This is a genomic window from Congregibacter sp., assembly GCF_965662665.1.
Taxonomy (GTDB): Bacteria; Pseudomonadota; Gammaproteobacteria; order Pseudomonadales; family Halieaceae; genus Congregibacter.
The window spans coordinates 55,971-70,506 of the sequence record NZ_CBFIIF010000016.1; the positions used below are offsets into that span (position 1 = coordinate 55,971).

General features: G+C 55.2%; 11 protein-coding genes. 4 read left to right on the forward strand and 7 right to left on the reverse strand.

Annotated elements, in window-relative coordinates; translation table 11 throughout:
* Positions 1 to 107 precede the first annotated feature (107 nt).
* Positions 108 to 1,499 (forward strand): pyridoxal phosphate-dependent decarboxylase family protein, encoded by a 1,392-nt coding sequence (locus tag ACTG39_RS08630; protein WP_439107138.1) that lies wholly within the window; start codon positions 108 to 110, stop codon positions 1,497 to 1,499.
* Here the strand turns inward: ACTG39_RS08630 and ggt are convergent.
* The 3 genes from ggt to ACTG39_RS08645 are packed head-to-tail and all read right to left on the reverse strand — an operon-like array spanning position 1,477 to position 6,559.
* Positions 1,477 to 3,225 (reverse strand): gamma-glutamyltransferase, encoded by a 1,749-nt coding sequence (gene ggt / locus ACTG39_RS08635; RefSeq protein WP_439107139.1) that lies wholly within the window; start codon positions 3,223 to 3,225, stop codon positions 1,477 to 1,479. The genes ACTG39_RS08630 and ggt overlap by 23 nt on opposite strands.
* A 2-nt stretch (positions 3,226 to 3,227) precedes the next feature.
* Positions 3,228 to 5,159: an NAD(P)-binding protein gene (locus ACTG39_RS08640; protein ID WP_439107140.1), complete on the reverse strand. Its 1,932-nt coding sequence runs from the start codon at positions 5,157 to 5,159 to the stop codon at positions 3,228 to 3,230.
* Positions 5,160 to 5,176: 17 nt separating this feature from the next.
* Complete coding sequence (locus ACTG39_RS08645; RefSeq protein WP_439107141.1) at positions 5,177 to 6,559, reverse strand: MATE family efflux transporter; 1,383 nt, start codon at positions 6,557 to 6,559, stop codon at positions 5,177 to 5,179.
* A 250-nt stretch (positions 6,560 to 6,809) separates the two neighbouring features.
* On the opposite strand from ACTG39_RS08645, the gene ACTG39_RS08650 reads away from it, so the two are divergent.
* Positions 6,810 to 8,480 carry a hypothetical protein gene (locus tag ACTG39_RS08650; protein ID WP_439107142.1) on the forward strand — a complete coding sequence of 557 codons (1,671 nt, stop codon included), beginning with the start codon at positions 6,810 to 6,812 and terminating at the stop codon, positions 8,478 to 8,480.
* Positions 8,481 to 8,590: 110 nt separating this feature from the next.
* The gene (locus tag ACTG39_RS08655; RefSeq protein WP_439107143.1) at positions 8,591 to 9,640 is read left to right on the forward strand and encodes a DUF481 domain-containing protein; all 1,050 of its coding nucleotides are present in this window, start codon (positions 8,591 to 8,593) and stop codon (positions 9,638 to 9,640) included.
* Positions 9,641 to 9,658: 18 nt separating this feature from the next.
* Here ACTG39_RS08655 and ACTG39_RS08660 read toward each other — a convergent pair whose 3' ends face one another.
* A complete protein-coding gene (locus ACTG39_RS08660) occupies positions 9,659 to 10,570 on the reverse strand; it encodes a transporter (protein ID WP_439107144.1) in 912 nt (303 codons plus the stop codon).
* Between the two features lie 160 nt (positions 10,571 to 10,730).
* Between ACTG39_RS08660 and ACTG39_RS08665 the strand changes: the two genes are divergently transcribed.
* Entirely contained in the window at positions 10,731 to 11,492 is a 762-nt protein-coding gene (locus ACTG39_RS08665; RefSeq protein ID WP_439107145.1) for a proteasome-type protease, read from the forward strand.
* On the opposite strand, the gene ACTG39_RS08670 is transcribed toward ACTG39_RS08665, so the two are convergent.
* From ACTG39_RS08670 to ACTG39_RS08680, 3 genes are all read right to left on the reverse strand, one after another.
* Positions 11,452 to 12,477, reverse strand: coding sequence for a zinc-binding metallopeptidase family protein (locus tag ACTG39_RS08670; RefSeq protein WP_439107146.1), 1,026 nt, complete (start codon positions 12,475 to 12,477; stop codon positions 11,452 to 11,454). The two genes, ACTG39_RS08665 and ACTG39_RS08670, sit on opposite strands and share 41 nt — an antisense overlap.
* Positions 12,474 to 13,412, reverse strand: coding sequence for an alpha-E domain-containing protein (locus ACTG39_RS08675; protein ID WP_439107147.1), 939 nt, complete (start codon positions 13,410 to 13,412; stop codon positions 12,474 to 12,476). The genes ACTG39_RS08670 and ACTG39_RS08675 overlap by 4 nt, the downstream gene beginning before the upstream one ends.
* Positions 13,409 to 14,536 (reverse strand): circularly permuted type 2 ATP-grasp protein (locus tag ACTG39_RS08680; RefSeq protein WP_439107148.1); only part of this gene is annotated, 1,128 nt, incomplete at its 5' end. The genes ACTG39_RS08675 and ACTG39_RS08680, both read right to left, overlap by 4 nt.

Consider the following 14,536-nt stretch of genomic DNA (forward strand, 5'->3'; position numbering starts at 1 on the left):
AGCACACTTAATCATAGGCGAAGGCTCGTCGACAATAGCTCTAGCGCGCATAAGCAACAAAACGCTGGAGTATCAGAAACAACAGCAAGCTCGACGCTGAGGTCAGCATGAATTCGAAAGACCACAACCCTCCCTATCCTGCCGACACGCTTGGTATGGATGCAGATGAAATGCGACGCTTGGGTTATGCGGCGGTGGATGCGGTCATTGAGCATCTAGAAAACAAACACAGTGAAGCCGCAATAGCCTGTGAAGACCCCGAGTCCTTGCTCGCTGCACTGGGAGGTGCTCTACCGGAAAATCCGCAGCCTTCAGAAGCCTCCTTTGATCTATTGATGCACTCTGCGCTTCGCAACCAGCAACACGGCGATCATCCCCGCTATTTTGCCAGGGTCCCCGGCCCCAGTTCTTTCGCGGCCATTATCGGTGAGTGGCTCGGAGTTGGATTCAATACCATTGCTGCGTCCTGGCCTGGCGGTGCCGGTCCGTCTGCCGTCGAGCTTGTCGTAATCGACTGGCTCCGGCAGCTTATGGACTTGCCTGAGGATACCGAAGGCATTTTGGTGAGCGGCGGCTCACAGGCCAGCCTGACGGCCATTGCAGCCGTACGCGCTTGTCGAGGCCAAGGCTGTGTATATCTCAGCGATCAAACCCACGCTTCGATACTTCGCGCCCTACGAAGCCTGGGGTTTTCCGATAACGAACTACGGGTACTGGAGAGTGACGCTGATCACACACTAACGGCAAAGGCCGTCCAGAATGCCATCGCAGCCGATAAACAAACGGGACTCAAACCCATGATGGTTATTGCCACGGCGGGAAGCACCAACACTGGCGCCATCGACCCCCTCCACGAGCTGGCGGACCTCTGCGAAGAGCACCGGCTTTGGCTGCATATCGACGGCGCCTATGGCGCTCCTGCTGCGCTCACCCAACGAGGCGCCGGTCGTCTTGCAGGCATGAGCCGGGCAGACTCTTTAACCCTGGATCCTCACAAGTGGTTCTTTCAGCCCTATGACGTCGGCTGCCTGTTGATCAGGCCCGGTGTTCTTGAGCCATGCTTTAACATGAACCCGGAGTATCTCAAGGATGTTAGTGGCGGTGACGATGCCCCGGACTTTCGCAATCGCGGTTTTGAACTGACACGCCGCTCCCGGGCTCTCAAACTGTGGTTTAGCTTGCGCACCTACGGCATTGCGAAGTTTCGTGACGCCATCGACTACAGCATTGATCTCACAGAGTTCGCCGAGGATTATTTGCGTCAGAACTCCCAGCGCTGGGAAGTGGTTACCCCGGCGCAGATCGGGATTGTCTGCTTTGCCCTGCGCGGAGCGTCAGGTGATGAGCACGAACGTCGGGCTAACTCCCTGTCAGAGTCCGGCTTTGCCTGCGCCACAACCACCAAGCTCAAAGGACGCACAGTGCTGCGCCTGTGCATCATTAACCCGCTCACCACAAAAGCCGATATCGTCGAGACTATTGATCGTCTGGGAGCCTGATTACCGCGCTCGTACCACCAAAGCGCGGATCAGACACCGCGCTCAACACGCCGTCGTCATTACGCCAGATCAACTGCACATTGCCGTACTCAAAGAAATGCGGCTCCACCCGATAACCGCGATCCGACAAAGCCTGAATCGTCTTCGCTGACAAAGGGGTTGTGGGCGAATAGGTAATAAGGTCCTTAGGTAGCAATTGATGGTGCACACGCGTTGCGGCCTGCGCTTCTTCCGCAGACATCCCGAACTCAATAATGTTGCTGATGATCTGATACACGGTGGTGAAAATCGTCGAGCCACCCATGGCTCCCAACGCCATTGCAACATGGTCATCGCGCAACAGTAAGGTCGGCGACATGGACGAAAGCATACGCTTTCCCGGTGCTATGGCATTGGCTTCATCGCCGATCACGCCGTAATAATTGGGTTGATTAGGCGCCGCGGAGAAATCATCCATTTCGTTGTTCAGCAGAAACCCTGCCCCAGGCACCATCACGCCCGAGCCAAAACTGGTGTTAAGTGTGTAGGTATTGGACACCGCGTTACCTTCGGCGTCCAAAATAGAAAAGTGCGTTGTATGCATGGGCTCAAGGACAGGCTCTGCAAGTAGCGTCGGCGAAATAGACGACGCCTGTACCTCAGCAGCGCGCGCTCGGATGCGATCTTTATCGAGGAGCGCGGCCAGAGGTACGTCCACAAAGTCTGCATCTCCCAGAAAGCTGGCGCGGTCGGCAAATATGCGTTTTTCGATTTCCGACTTCAGATGAATGTACTGGGCGGAATTATGAGCCAGACCGGCAAATTCATCGCTCAGCAAGTCTTTCATTTGCAGGTATTGGAAGATGGCCAGCCCCCCGGAACTCGGCAGAGGCGCGGTGATGATTTGATAGCCGTGCCAATCAAGGGTCAGTGGTGCGCGCCAGCGGACTTCATAGGACGCTAGATCGGCCTCGGTAATCAGGCCTCCTCCACGCTGCATTTCCGCAGCCATCAAGCCTGCGGTTTCTCCCTCATAGAATTCCTTGGCGCCCTGGTCCGCGATACGTTTGAGAGTATTCGCAAGCTCAGCTTGTACAAATCGCTCCCCCACTTTCGCTCGCCCAAAGTAGTCAGCGAACCCAGGGATCGACCTGAGACGCTCGCGCTCGTAGTCGACTTCCTCAATGAAACTTTGAGGAATCACAAAGCCCTCTTCAGCAAGCTCTATTGCCGGTTGAAGGAGAGAGCGCCAGGGCAGCACACCATAACGACTATGTGCAGCCCAGAACCCGGCTACGGTACCCGGCACGCCCACTGCGCGATGTCCATTGATACTCGCATCCGGGTCTACTGATCCAGCTTCATCAAGATACATATCCCGAAACGCCGCCGCGGGTGCCACTTCCCGATAGTCCAGAAACTCCGGCTTGTCATCGACATAGAGCGTCATAAAGCCGCCGCCGCCTATATTGCCCGCCTCGGGGAAGGTGACAGCGAGGGCAAAGGCAACGGCCGTTGCCGCATCGACCGCGTTGCCGCCCTGACGGAGTACCGCCAAACCTATCTCCGTTGCATGCGGCTCCGGTGACGCAATGGCGGCCTCCTGGGCGTGCAGCGTCTGACCCAATGAGACCGTGCACAAGAGCACAGTAGCCGCGCACCATCGACCCATACGGCGCTGCCAGCCAGAAAGCGGGCGCTCACTGGAGTTCCGCTGATGATCTTTAACAACGAGCCGCGAAGACATGCTTAGCTCCGAGCAGGCAGTTCTTGAACAGCGCGCCAGGCCTGATCGATCGCGGTATGGGTGTAGGCATCTGCGCCCGCGTCGGAATTCGCAATCGCGATATTGCCAAAGGTCTGGCGCCCAATCTCGTAAGGACCGGGACTTGCCAACCACTGCGGATCCTCAAGATCGGCGAGATCCCGAGCATAACCATGCGGCCAACGATTGACTGTGATTGCCTGTATGTCCGTTTCTGGGTCAAGCCCTGCACTTCCCCATATGCCGCTCAACACCGTGTGCACTTCGTTCTCAAAATCCGCGAAGTCCAGTTGCAGTAAACGCATACGTCCCGCCTGATTCTGCTGACTGATGGTCAATCCCTCGGGCTGCTCTGCTCCCATCGCTGCAAAGAAGTGCAGTACACAAGGCTCTTCAGGATTCCATGCGCCATCATAGGAGCCCGTATTGATGCCCGACGCCAGGTTAACCAGTTGCAGCATTCGACCGGGTAGATAGGCCTGACAAACACCGGATTTTTGCACAGCGCGCCCATTCTTTAAAAGCACATTGACGCACACCATAGGACGCTTAATACACTCGGCGAGGGCCGCCTTTTGAGTTTCCGGCAGTTCGGGACACAGGTGCGGAATGATTCGGTTGTAACACGCCAGAACGCACTGATCGCCGCTCAACTGAACAAGCTCTCCATCGCGCACAAATTTCACATCCACGCTGTCCTCTGCGCCCCGATTGCGCACTCCTACCACCGTAGAATTCAGACGCAATCGCAGGGGCGAACTCGGCTTATCGAGTTCACCATAGTCCAGCCTCTCGGTAACAATATCGAAAGGATCACTCGCTGCGGTCATATCCGGGAAGCTGCCGGGGATGAGCGAATTCACCAAAAGTCGGGCGATGGAGGAATTTCCATCGGGGAACATCGCAGAGCGGTACTCATCATCTAATCCTTCTTCGTCGGGTAGACCCAGTACATGCAAACCCGGCATACCGCTCTCCAGGCACTCAGCGACAGAGAGATCGTCAGCCCGGATCCCCCAACCACCCATAGTGGCATTACTGAACAGTTGAATAGCCTCGTCAGGGAGGCCGCCCTTATCCCTAAGGAAATCGGCATAGCGAGTTTGCCGCGTATAGGCGCTGCGCTCTTTGGGCGTTAAGCCCGGCAGCGCATCATCCTGAGAACTCAAAAAACGCTCCAGAGCAGTCTTCGCGGACTGGGATAACGGCATGCGTGGAAGAGCACTCAGCAGCAGCTCCGGTGAAAAAGATCGAAACCCGGCCTCAGGAATCAACACATCCTCACCGTAAGTATCGCTATCAAACCAGATAGCACTGGAGAGCCCAGTACCATTGTCTGCCCAGTTGTAGTCGAAGTTCTCAAGCAAGCGGGAAATATCAATGCCCAACTCATTAAGAAGCTTCATCCCCTCGTCGCTGTACTTCGGATACTCAATATTGACCGTACCGCCCCAGGCAAGACGCATGGTCTCCCCCTCATGGAATTCGTTGCGCTTCGCATGACCCCCAAAGTCATCGTGATTGTCCAGCAACAGAATTTTGCTGTCTGGCCCATGCTGCTGGCGATAAAAGTAGGCCGTGGCCAGACCACTGATACCCGCGCCTACAATCACAAGGTCGTAGTGCTCATCCAACACTTTGGGGTTATCAAAAGCCTTCCCTTCTCGCGCTAACTCATGGGCAACTTCGAAGGCCCCTGCGTGGGCACCGCGCATCCCCGTGCGCGTCGGCGGATAGTAAGTTGCTTGCGTCGGGCCGACTCGTCCGCTCTCTGCCGTGGCCGCGGCGACAGTTGTTGCAAAACCGGGGACTGCCATAGCAAGCGACGCAAGACTCACGTCATGAAGAAAGTCGCGGCGGGTAATAGTTGCCGGCTCAACGGGTCCCTTATTACGAGTTTTGTCAGACGATCCCATAGAGCCTCTCTTTTACCTTAGCTGAGCTTGTCTTCAGTCGCCGCTGCGGCAAGCGGATTGATCCTAAACACCAAAATCACGGCGAGAACCAAGGTCAGCAATTCCGCGAGTGGAATTGCAAGATACACGCCCGCATCGCCAAACCATAGGGGCAGCAATAGCAAACCTATACCGGGAAGAACAAGGCTCCTGCTAATAGCGATAAGTGCCGACGGTACGGGTCGATGGAGAGCCGTGAAATAGCTCGCCAGTGTGATATTGGTACCGTTTAAGAGAAACGTGGGCCAAAAATAGCTTATAAACAGCAGGGCAATAACCGCGGTCGCCTGCTCATCGGAGCGCAAAAATAATCCGATCATCTGCTCAGGGAGGGCGAGCAACAAAATCGACACCAACAGTCCAACGGAAAACGCCGCGCATACCGCTGTAAGCAAAAACTTACGGATTCTCTGGGGCTTTTGAGCACCCAGATTTCTACTGATGGTTGGCTGCAGCGATTCGGAGATGCCGTAACTCACTTCCAGACCAATCATCATGAGGTAGGTAATGATGGTGTAGGCCGCCACACCCTCTACCCCCTGACGGGTAATCATCACCCAATTAAAAAACAGCACCACCAACCCTACCGACATCTCATTGATGAACTCAGAAAAGCCGTTCCACGCGGCCTTTGCGATATCCGCCCATCGCCCACGCGCCAGTGTGAGTTTCAACGAGCATTTGGGGTGAAACCAGTGCGACAACAGAATCAAAAAGATAGCAAACTCCGCTAGCGCCGAGGCCCAGGCGGCACCTGCGATACCCCAACCAAGATAAACGATAAAAAGCGTATTCAGCGCAATATTGGTGCCTGCGAAGGCCACAAGCCCTACCGCAGCGAGGACGGGCCTGCCATCAGCGCGCACAAAGTAATCAAGGGTAAGTGCCGCAACGAATACAGGCGCAAAGAGCAGGACGATGCGCATGTACTCTGTGACCAAGGGGCGCACTATCTCTGTAGCACCCAGCAGTCGCACTAAATCGTTGAGGAAAATCAGGCCACAGCCCGCTATCAGGATGCCCATTCCAACAGCTGCAACAAAGGTCCGGGTAAAGATCGAGGACGCGGCGATGACATCTTTCTGTCCGAGAAAGCGACCGCACATCACCGACCCACCCACCGCCAGCATGAAAACGATAGCAGCAAAGGCAGCCCAGGCGGGTTGCGCAAGATTCACGGCAGCCAGAGCATTTGCGCCCACGAAGTTGCCGATGAAGATACCGTCAATAATACCCGCCGAGGTCACCGCCAACATTCCGAGGACCGAGGGAACTGCGTAGCGAATAAAGGTGGCCACTACCGGTCCATCGACAGGATCGTAGCGGGGGTCGATGTCGGAGCTTGAGTCTGCTGCGTTCATGCGTGGATTCTCGCAGAATCCAGGCTGCCCTGCTGCACAGCAAGCTTCCCGAGCAAATAAGCCAAAGTAATGCCCTCCTTAGAGCCGTCCCATACCCGAGGAGTACACGTCAGTGGTGCACTGCAACGCATAGTGGACTAACATCCAACACCAACTTCACTCATTAACACTCCGCGTCCTAAAGCCAGACGTCACCGCACGGTATCGTTTGCGGTGTTTTAGGGAACGCGACAGGTTCGAGGAAAATTGCATGTACAAATCTATAGAACCCACCTTAAAGCTGAGCACACGCAGAGCAGTAGCGATTTGCGCCGCGGCAATAGTGCTTATGGGTAGCCAATTGGCAGCCGCCAGCAGCTACGATGAACTCGTAGACCTGTTTGACGACTGGCGAGCTTTTGAGGCACCGCCCCTGCTCAATGGTGCTCCCGACTACACCGCAGTGCGCTTTGAAAAAGCTCACGGGGAACTCCCAGCGCTGCAAAACCGATTGAACGATATAGACACGAGCGAGTGGTCAATCGAGCAGCAAGTGGACTGGCATGTGCTGCGCGCCGAAATGAACGGCTTCGACTTTAATCATCGGGTACTTCAACCCTGGGTTAGAGATCCGGCGTTCTACCAGACCATCTGGAACTACCGCAGCGATGTACCTGCCCACGAAGGCCCGACCCATCACGCAATCCTCGAACTGTGGACCTACGAGTTTCCGCTCACGCGAAAAGAGGAACAGCGCCTGATTCGTGAGTTAAAGGTCATTCCACCGCTGATGAAACAAGCGCAGATGAATCTAACGGGCAATGCAAGAGACCTGTGGGTCGCGGGCATCCGCAATATTCAGGATCAGGGCGAGATGATCAATGTTATCCGCGAAAAAGCGGGTGAGGACCTTAGCTCGGATCTCAACAGCGCGCTGGACAACGCCAGCGCTGCCACCGCCGAGCTAGTGGGCTGGCTTCAAGCCCAGGCACCCAACAAAACCGGGCCTTCGGGCATCGGCATTGATGACTACAGCTGGTACCAGTCACAGGTGCACTATCTACCCATCGACTTTAAAGAAGAGACCTTGCTCCTCGAGCGCGAACTTGATCGCTCCTGGTCTTCACTCAAACTTGAAGAACACCGCAATCGCCATTTGCCAGCCCAGGAAGCGGTTGATAGCCCCGAAGCCTATGACGCGCTGGTAAAGAGCACCTCAGAGCAAATGTTGCGCTGGTTTGCCGAGGAAGAGGTCCTTCCTATGCGGGATTACATGGCTGAAGAACTGGTGGCGCACCTGGGCGGATACGAGCCAAAAGAGACTCGCAACTTCTTTACTATCGCTACCCATTACGACCCCCGCCCCCTCCTCTCTCACTTTTACCACTGGTTTGATCTAGCCGAGATACAGGAGTTTCCACACCCCAGTCCGATCCGACGGGGACCTGTGCTCTACAACATTTTTGACAGCCGCAATGAGGGCACAGCGACCGGCGTGGAAGAGATGTTTATGCATGCAGGACTTTATGAGGAGAGTCCACGATCTCGGGAGCTGGTGTGGATCATGCTCGCACAGCGCGCCGCGCGAGGACTGGGTTCGCTCAAGGCCCACGCCAATGAAATGACCATGGCCGAAGCCGGCACGGTGCACGTGGAATGGACCCCCCGCGGCTGGATGAGTAACGAGCCGGAACTACTGAAGTTTGAACAGCATCTTTATCTCCGCCAGCCGGGTTACGGCACCAGCTACGTCACCGGCAAGTATCTTCTAGAGCGACTGCTGGCAAAACGCACGCAGCAGATGTCAGCTGCAGGGAAAGACTACTCGCTCTCGATGTTCTTCAAAGAATTGCGCGACGCCGGGAGTGTGCCCATTTCTCTCGTGCACTGGCAGTTGACCGGAGATGACAGCGATATTCGCAAGATCCTGAGCAGACAATAGGCTCTTAACGAGACGCCTTAGTCAAAAACTTCCGGAGCCGCTGGCCTGTAAGCCCCGAAGTCCCTAGAATTCGCGCCTTTACGCATTCTTAGGACTTCGCTCCCATCGCCATGCTTCGACTTTCCCCTTTTATCAGGAGCAGCATCGCCTGTCTTCACTGCGCTGCACTCACCTGTCTGTTTTTGACGAGCCTGCAAGCACAGGCCAACGTCGATCGTATCGAGTTGGTCAATGGTTCTGTCATCATCGGCAGTTTTCACGATGCCGATAACGGCAAAGTTATGATTGATACAGACTTTGCCGGCATGCTGACTATCGACAAAAGCAATATCGTCGCCATGGATGTTGCCTCCACCGTGACATTGCAGATGAAAGATGGCGCGATACTGGAGACCGACAATCTGGTTGTAGACAACAGGACCCTAAGTCTCACCACCCGGGGTCAGACCAGCTATGCTCTTGACGAGCTCATGCGTATCAATCCCGAGCCCTGGGAGCTCGGCCGGGGTTATCGACACACGGGTCTGGCGAGCACTGCTTTTTCGCTGCAGCGTGGCAATACCGTGCTAGACGAATTCGATTACAAGGTAGATACGCGCTGGAGCGGCCTCAAAGATCGTTACACGGTCAAACTGGAAGGCGAGGTTCGCGAAGCCAACCGCGAGCGCAACACCGAAAACTGGATGGTCAGTGGCAAGTATGACCGTTTTCAAACCGGCGACTACTACTGGGGGCTCTCCGCCTCTGCGGAAGAAAACCGCTTTGCCGACCTGGATCTGCGCACCGCCATTGGTCCCTACCTGGGCCGCAGCCTGCTGGTAGGAACGCCGTTTGTACTAGAGCTCGAAACAGGGCTCTCGCAGGTCAATGAAAACTTTGGGAGCGCAGAGGATCGAAATTATGTTGGTCTCACCTGGAGCGTGCGCTCCGAAAGTCAGTACTTTGGCGCTGCCTCCCGCCTCTACGTCGATCACAAAGGCGTCAAAAACCTCGCCGACCGAAACAACCTGATACTTAACACCACCGTGGGATTGGCGTTTCCGCTGCTGGGGCAAATACAAGGCGCAACTGAGGTGGTACTCGACTACAACTCGGGCGCGGTGGCGGGCACCGAAGAGCTGGATCAGACCTACCGTTTTCGCTTGGGCTATGCCTGGTAGTAGACTAGCGCCATAAGCCTAAAACGCGTGTATCCAGGACAGCGAAAACAAATCGTAGTCGCCACCACTTCTTGTGACGGTGCCGGTCGATGTGCTTAATCGCAAGGTATGGCCCTGTGCAAGGGGAAACACCAAAGTAGCTCCGAGACGCGAGTTGCGCTGCAGGTCCTGGTTTCTTGAGCCCTCGATCCGGGTCCGGCCGCCAACATAAAAGTTGGCATCCAAAGCCGCCCAAAAGCCGCGCGAGAAACGCCTGATCAGGTGTAACTGCGCATTGGTAATAGGCTCCTGTTCGCGGGTTGATCCCAGAAAGTCATCGTTGTCCTGAAAGAACGTAGTGGACAATTCACCTTCCAGGAGCCAGTCAGAATTCAGGGGGTAAATGACGCCCAAACCCGGTTTGATAGCCCAGCGATTTCCTCCAAGGTTGATTACCCGATCCCTATCATAATCTCCCGTAGGCGCTGTAACACTGAGACTTATGCCGACTATGGGCTTAGGATTGGCGCGCATTGCCGCAAATGCTTCGAGGTCCATGGCCGGCGCTCCGGCCAAATTGAATGCAAACCTTACGGTGGTATCGCCCATGCCCACGGTCCGCCGGGTAATAGGTTCATCGTCTACCATACCCTGGGTCTTTCCGTCTGAGACGAGCTGCACCAGCGATACATTTGCGGTCCTACCTGCCACATCAAGGGTTCGCTGATAACTAAACTGCAGATAATCGATACTTGAATCGACGCCCGTCACTGGCAGTGACTGATCTACGATGATATCCCCACGACTATGTTGGTAACTTAAGGAAACGACATTGGTGCCCACGGGGGTGGGCCAAAAAGCCCGGGGGACGAGCTCCTGCGCCTGCACGACCGTCGATAAGCCCAGCAAGCCCAGCGCAAAAACTGTGCAAGACGGCTGTAAAAGCCTCATATCCCTAGCCTCTTTAGCTCTAGCTCTATTCGTCTCAACGCTGACGCCCCATAAAAAACACAATCGGAGCAGAGCTTAACGCATTACGTCAAGGGTGCCAGGCGCGCAATATTTGTTATATTCCCCAGCCTCATTCGCAGAAACTCATTGACGCTACTTCATGACCTATTGCCTCGCCATCGCGCTGGAGGAAGGACTGGTGTTTTGCTCCGACTCCCGAACAAACGCCGGACCAGACCGCGTAAGCAAATACAGCAAAATGCATCGCTTCTCCGTGCCCTACGAGCGGTCCATGGTGATTCTCACCGCCGGCAATCTGGCAACGAGCCAAGCGGTGATTGCGCAAATTCAGCGGGATTTGGAAGAAGATACCGAGGTCAATATATTCAACGCGCGCTACGTCAGTGACGTTGCTGACTACATCGGCGAGATCAGTCTTAAGGAGCAGCAGAAGTACGCCAAGAAAGGCGGCCCTAACGCTGGGTTTAATGCCAGCGCGACCTTTATTCTCGGTGGGCAGATTAAGGGCCATGCGCCCGAGCTGTACATGATCTACCCCGAAGGCAATCACATTACTGCCTCAGACCTGTACCCCTATCTTCAGATTGGTGAGACCAAATACGGTAAGCCGATTCTGGACAGAATTATCAGGAGCGACACTCCCGTAGAAACGGCCATGCGCTGCGCCCTGGTATCGGTGGACTCAACGATGCGCTCCAACGCCACCGTAGGCCCCCCTCTGGAGTGTCTCTTTTACCGCAAGGACAGCCTGCTGCCCCATGAAGAATATTGCATTCTGGAAGAGGGCCATCCTTATCTGGCGGACCTCCGTCAGAGTTGGGACGATAATATCCGTCTGGCTTTCGAGAATCTCCCGTCGCTCAGTGCAGTGTTCGAAGTCGATCCATCGCCAGATCAATAAGCTCGAGCTTCTCAGCCACGACTTCGTTAATCACAAAAGGATAGGCATCGCCGCGCCCTACGCTGCGATTGAGTTCGTTGAGCATCAAACTTACCTTTGACCAGGCCCTCAAGCGCTCCGACATCGACATGGATTCTGGCGATCGATCCAGAAGTCGATGGGAACACGCCGTATCCAAAGCATCATAAATATGTAGATAGTGTCCCCAACACTCCGCCCAGTCTTCGCTCGGATGGGAACTGGCGTAGGCGCTGATAAATCGCTCCCGCCATCGCAGAGCCGGTCCATTTTGATAGTGGGCATCCAGTGCTGCCTGGTAATTCTTACGCTCATCGCCGAATACCTGACGAAACTCCGCAAGGAGCATTGGCTCCGGATTCATAAGAGACCAGTAGTAGTGCCCTGACTCGTGACGCAAATGCCCCAGTACCGTCCGGTAACTCTCGCCCAGTTCGTCCTGCACCGTCGCGCGGGCCACGTCATCCGCCTCCACGGCATTTATAGTAATGACACCCCCAAGATATCCCGTAGACACGAAGGTCTCGGGATACTTGTCGGAGGTTCGTGCGTCCTCAATAAAGTCCAGCAACAAACCGCGCTGAGGATCAGCCCAACCGCTCAGCAGAGGAAGATTGAGCTGCGCCAGAGTATAGAAGAGACGTTTTTTCCCACGTTCCAATACCAGCCAACGCTCCTTGTTTTCTGCGCGGGTCTGATCCGGAATAGTGCGATTAAACTGGCAGGCCTTGCAAAACTGGCTCGGAGAGTCTGCCGGGCGCAACCAGTTGCAAACGCCAAAATCTTCTCCATTTGAGCAGTATCGAAAGGCATTTCCCTGCAAATCGCGAAACACGCCCCCTCCCCAGTCGGCGAGGGTAATCAAATCAGCGCGAAGAGGATCGTAGCCCAGCGCAGATCGGCAATTTATGCAGAAGTCGTTTTCGAAATAGACCGGACTACCGCAATCACAGACAAATCGTCTCATCCTGCGTCGCTATGAAACCAGCTTTCGTAAATAGCCTGATGAAGATCGCTGATCAGGAGCTGTAACTCATCGATATAGGCATGCAGGGCACTTTGATCAAATTCTATGGACTCAAAACCCCGTAACTTGCGACGGGTACGCTCCACCACGCGAAGCGCAGCTTTGTTGTTACTCAACGGACCCAGCTCCTCGCGGATACCCCGAATGCAGAAACGCGCCGAACGAGGAAAGGTCGACTCCATGAACACAAAATCCACCGCCGCGTTTTTTTCTACCTGGGGACCAATCATCCGGCGATAGGCACCCAGAGCCGACATAGACTTGAGCAAAGTACCCCACAACAGATGCTCAATACCCTGAGCGGCCCCCTCACGCTCCAGAAAATCCGAAGCGCCCACATCAATAATCCGCGTTGTCATGTCTGCGCGCTCAAGGAGTTGCCCAAGCTTGATAAAACGGTAGCTGTGGTCGCGACAGAGCGTACTGCGCAGCACACCGTTGATCACCTGACAGCGCTGAATAACCTGCTCGAGATACTGCTGGCGATTCCTGCGCCCCACGGAGTGCTCCGAAGCATCGGCGGTATACAGGTACAACTCGTTGACCAGCTCCCAGACCTCATCCGGAAGGACATCTCGCGTCGTGCGCACGTTCTCCCGAGCGGCTTTCACCGCATAGGGAATGCTACACGCGGCATCTGCTTCGCCAATCAACAGACGCAGAACATTTTGCTCGTTACGTACATTGAACCACTCGTCGAACACGGGGTCGGCGTCCAGAATACGCACGAGTATTTCCCAACCAGGCTGGGAACCTCTCGGGATATCCATGACCAAGTGATTATAGGCAGCGACCAAACGTGCAGTATCTTCGGCGCGTTCGATGTAGCGAGCCATCCAGTACACCCGCTCGGCAACTCTGGAAAGCATAATCATAGCCGGCCCTCCACAATCCAGGTGTCTTTACTGCCGCCCCCTTGCGACGAGTTCACCACCAGAGACCCCTCTACCATGGCAACGCGCGTGAGCCCGCCGGGTGTAACCCAGGTATCGCGGCTCTGTAAAATGAAGGGGCGTAAATCAAGATGCCGGGGCTTTATCTCCTCGCCAATATAGGTAGGCGCTGTGGACAGTGCCAGGGTCGGTTGAGCGATATAGTTGCGCGGGTCTTTTTCTATCAGCTTGGCAAACTTACGGTGCGTCGCCTTGTCGGCATGGGGACCGACCATAATGCCGTAACCACCGGACTCGTTGGCCGGCTTCACCACCAGTTTCTCGAGGTTATTGAGGACATACTCGCGATCTTTTTCGCGCATACACAGATAGGTGGGCACGCTGCGAATGAGGGGCTTCTCATTCAGATAATAGCGAATCATGTCTGGAACAAAGGCGTAAACCACCTTGTCGTCGGCCACTCCCGATCCGGGCGCGTTCGCAATACCGACCTTGCCCTTTAGCCAGGAACGCATAAGCCCAGGCACTCCCAGCGCTGAATCCTCGCGAAAAACCTCCGGGTCCATAAAGTCCTCATCGATGCGGCGATAAATCACATCAACCTGTACCGGACCATCCACGGTACGCATGTATACGCAATCGTCATCGCCAACAAAGAGATCCGCACCTTCAACCAGCTCTGCCCCCATACCCTGGGCCAAAAAGGCATGCTCAAAGTAGGCGGAGTTATAGATGCCGGGGGTAAGTACCACGATCACCGGGCGCTTGCGGTCTCGGGGCGATAGCGCCGCGAGCATGCTGTAGAGCTGAGAGGGGTAATCGTCTACGGGAAGAATACTGTAGTTTTCGAAAATCTCCGGAAGCACCCGCTTGGTGATTTCCCGATTCTCCACCATATAGGAGACCCCTGAGGGCACGCGAAGATTGTCCTCCAGCACATAAAAGTGACCGTCACCGTCACGCACCAAATCCGAACCGCAGATATTGGCCCAGACACCGAAGCGCGGCGAGGCGCCCATACATTGCTCTTTGAAGTTCGTGGACTCCAACACTGTCTCGGGGGGCACGATGCCGTCAGCAAAAATCTTTTGCTTGTTGTAAACGTC

What these genes read in the sequence shown, in the direction of transcription:
- ACTG39_RS08645 (WP_439107141.1), bottom strand. Translation starts at nt 6,559, where the DNA reads ATGAACGCAGCAGACTCAAGCTCCGACATCGACCCCCGCTACGATCCT.
- ACTG39_RS08670 (WP_439107146.1), bottom strand. Translation starts at nt 12,477, where the DNA reads ATGAGACGATTTGTCTGTGATTGCGGTAGTCCGGTCTATTTCGAAAAC.
- ACTG39_RS08650 (WP_439107142.1), top strand. Translation starts at nt 6,810, where the DNA reads ATGTACAAATCTATAGAACCCACCTTAAAGCTGAGCACACGCAGAGCA.
- ACTG39_RS08630 (WP_439107138.1), top strand. Translation starts at nt 108, where the DNA reads ATGAATTCGAAAGACCACAACCCTCCCTATCCTGCCGACACGCTTGGT.
- ggt (WP_439107139.1), bottom strand. Translation starts at nt 3,225, where the DNA reads ATGTCTTCGCGGCTCGTTGTTAAAGATCATCAGCGGAACTCCAGTGAG.
- ACTG39_RS08640 (WP_439107140.1), bottom strand. Translation starts at nt 5,159, where the DNA reads ATGGGATCGTCTGACAAAACTCGTAATAAGGGACCCGTTGAGCCGGCA.
- ACTG39_RS08655 (WP_439107143.1), top strand. Translation starts at nt 8,591, where the DNA reads ATGCTTCGACTTTCCCCTTTTATCAGGAGCAGCATCGCCTGTCTTCAC.
- ACTG39_RS08660 (WP_439107144.1), bottom strand. Translation starts at nt 10,570, where the DNA reads ATGAGGCTTTTACAGCCGTCTTGCACAGTTTTTGCGCTGGGCTTGCTG.
- ACTG39_RS08665 (WP_439107145.1), top strand. Translation starts at nt 10,731, where the DNA reads ATGACCTATTGCCTCGCCATCGCGCTGGAGGAAGGACTGGTGTTTTGC.
- ACTG39_RS08675 (WP_439107147.1), bottom strand. Translation starts at nt 13,412, where the DNA reads ATGATTATGCTTTCCAGAGTTGCCGAGCGGGTGTACTGGATGGCTCGC.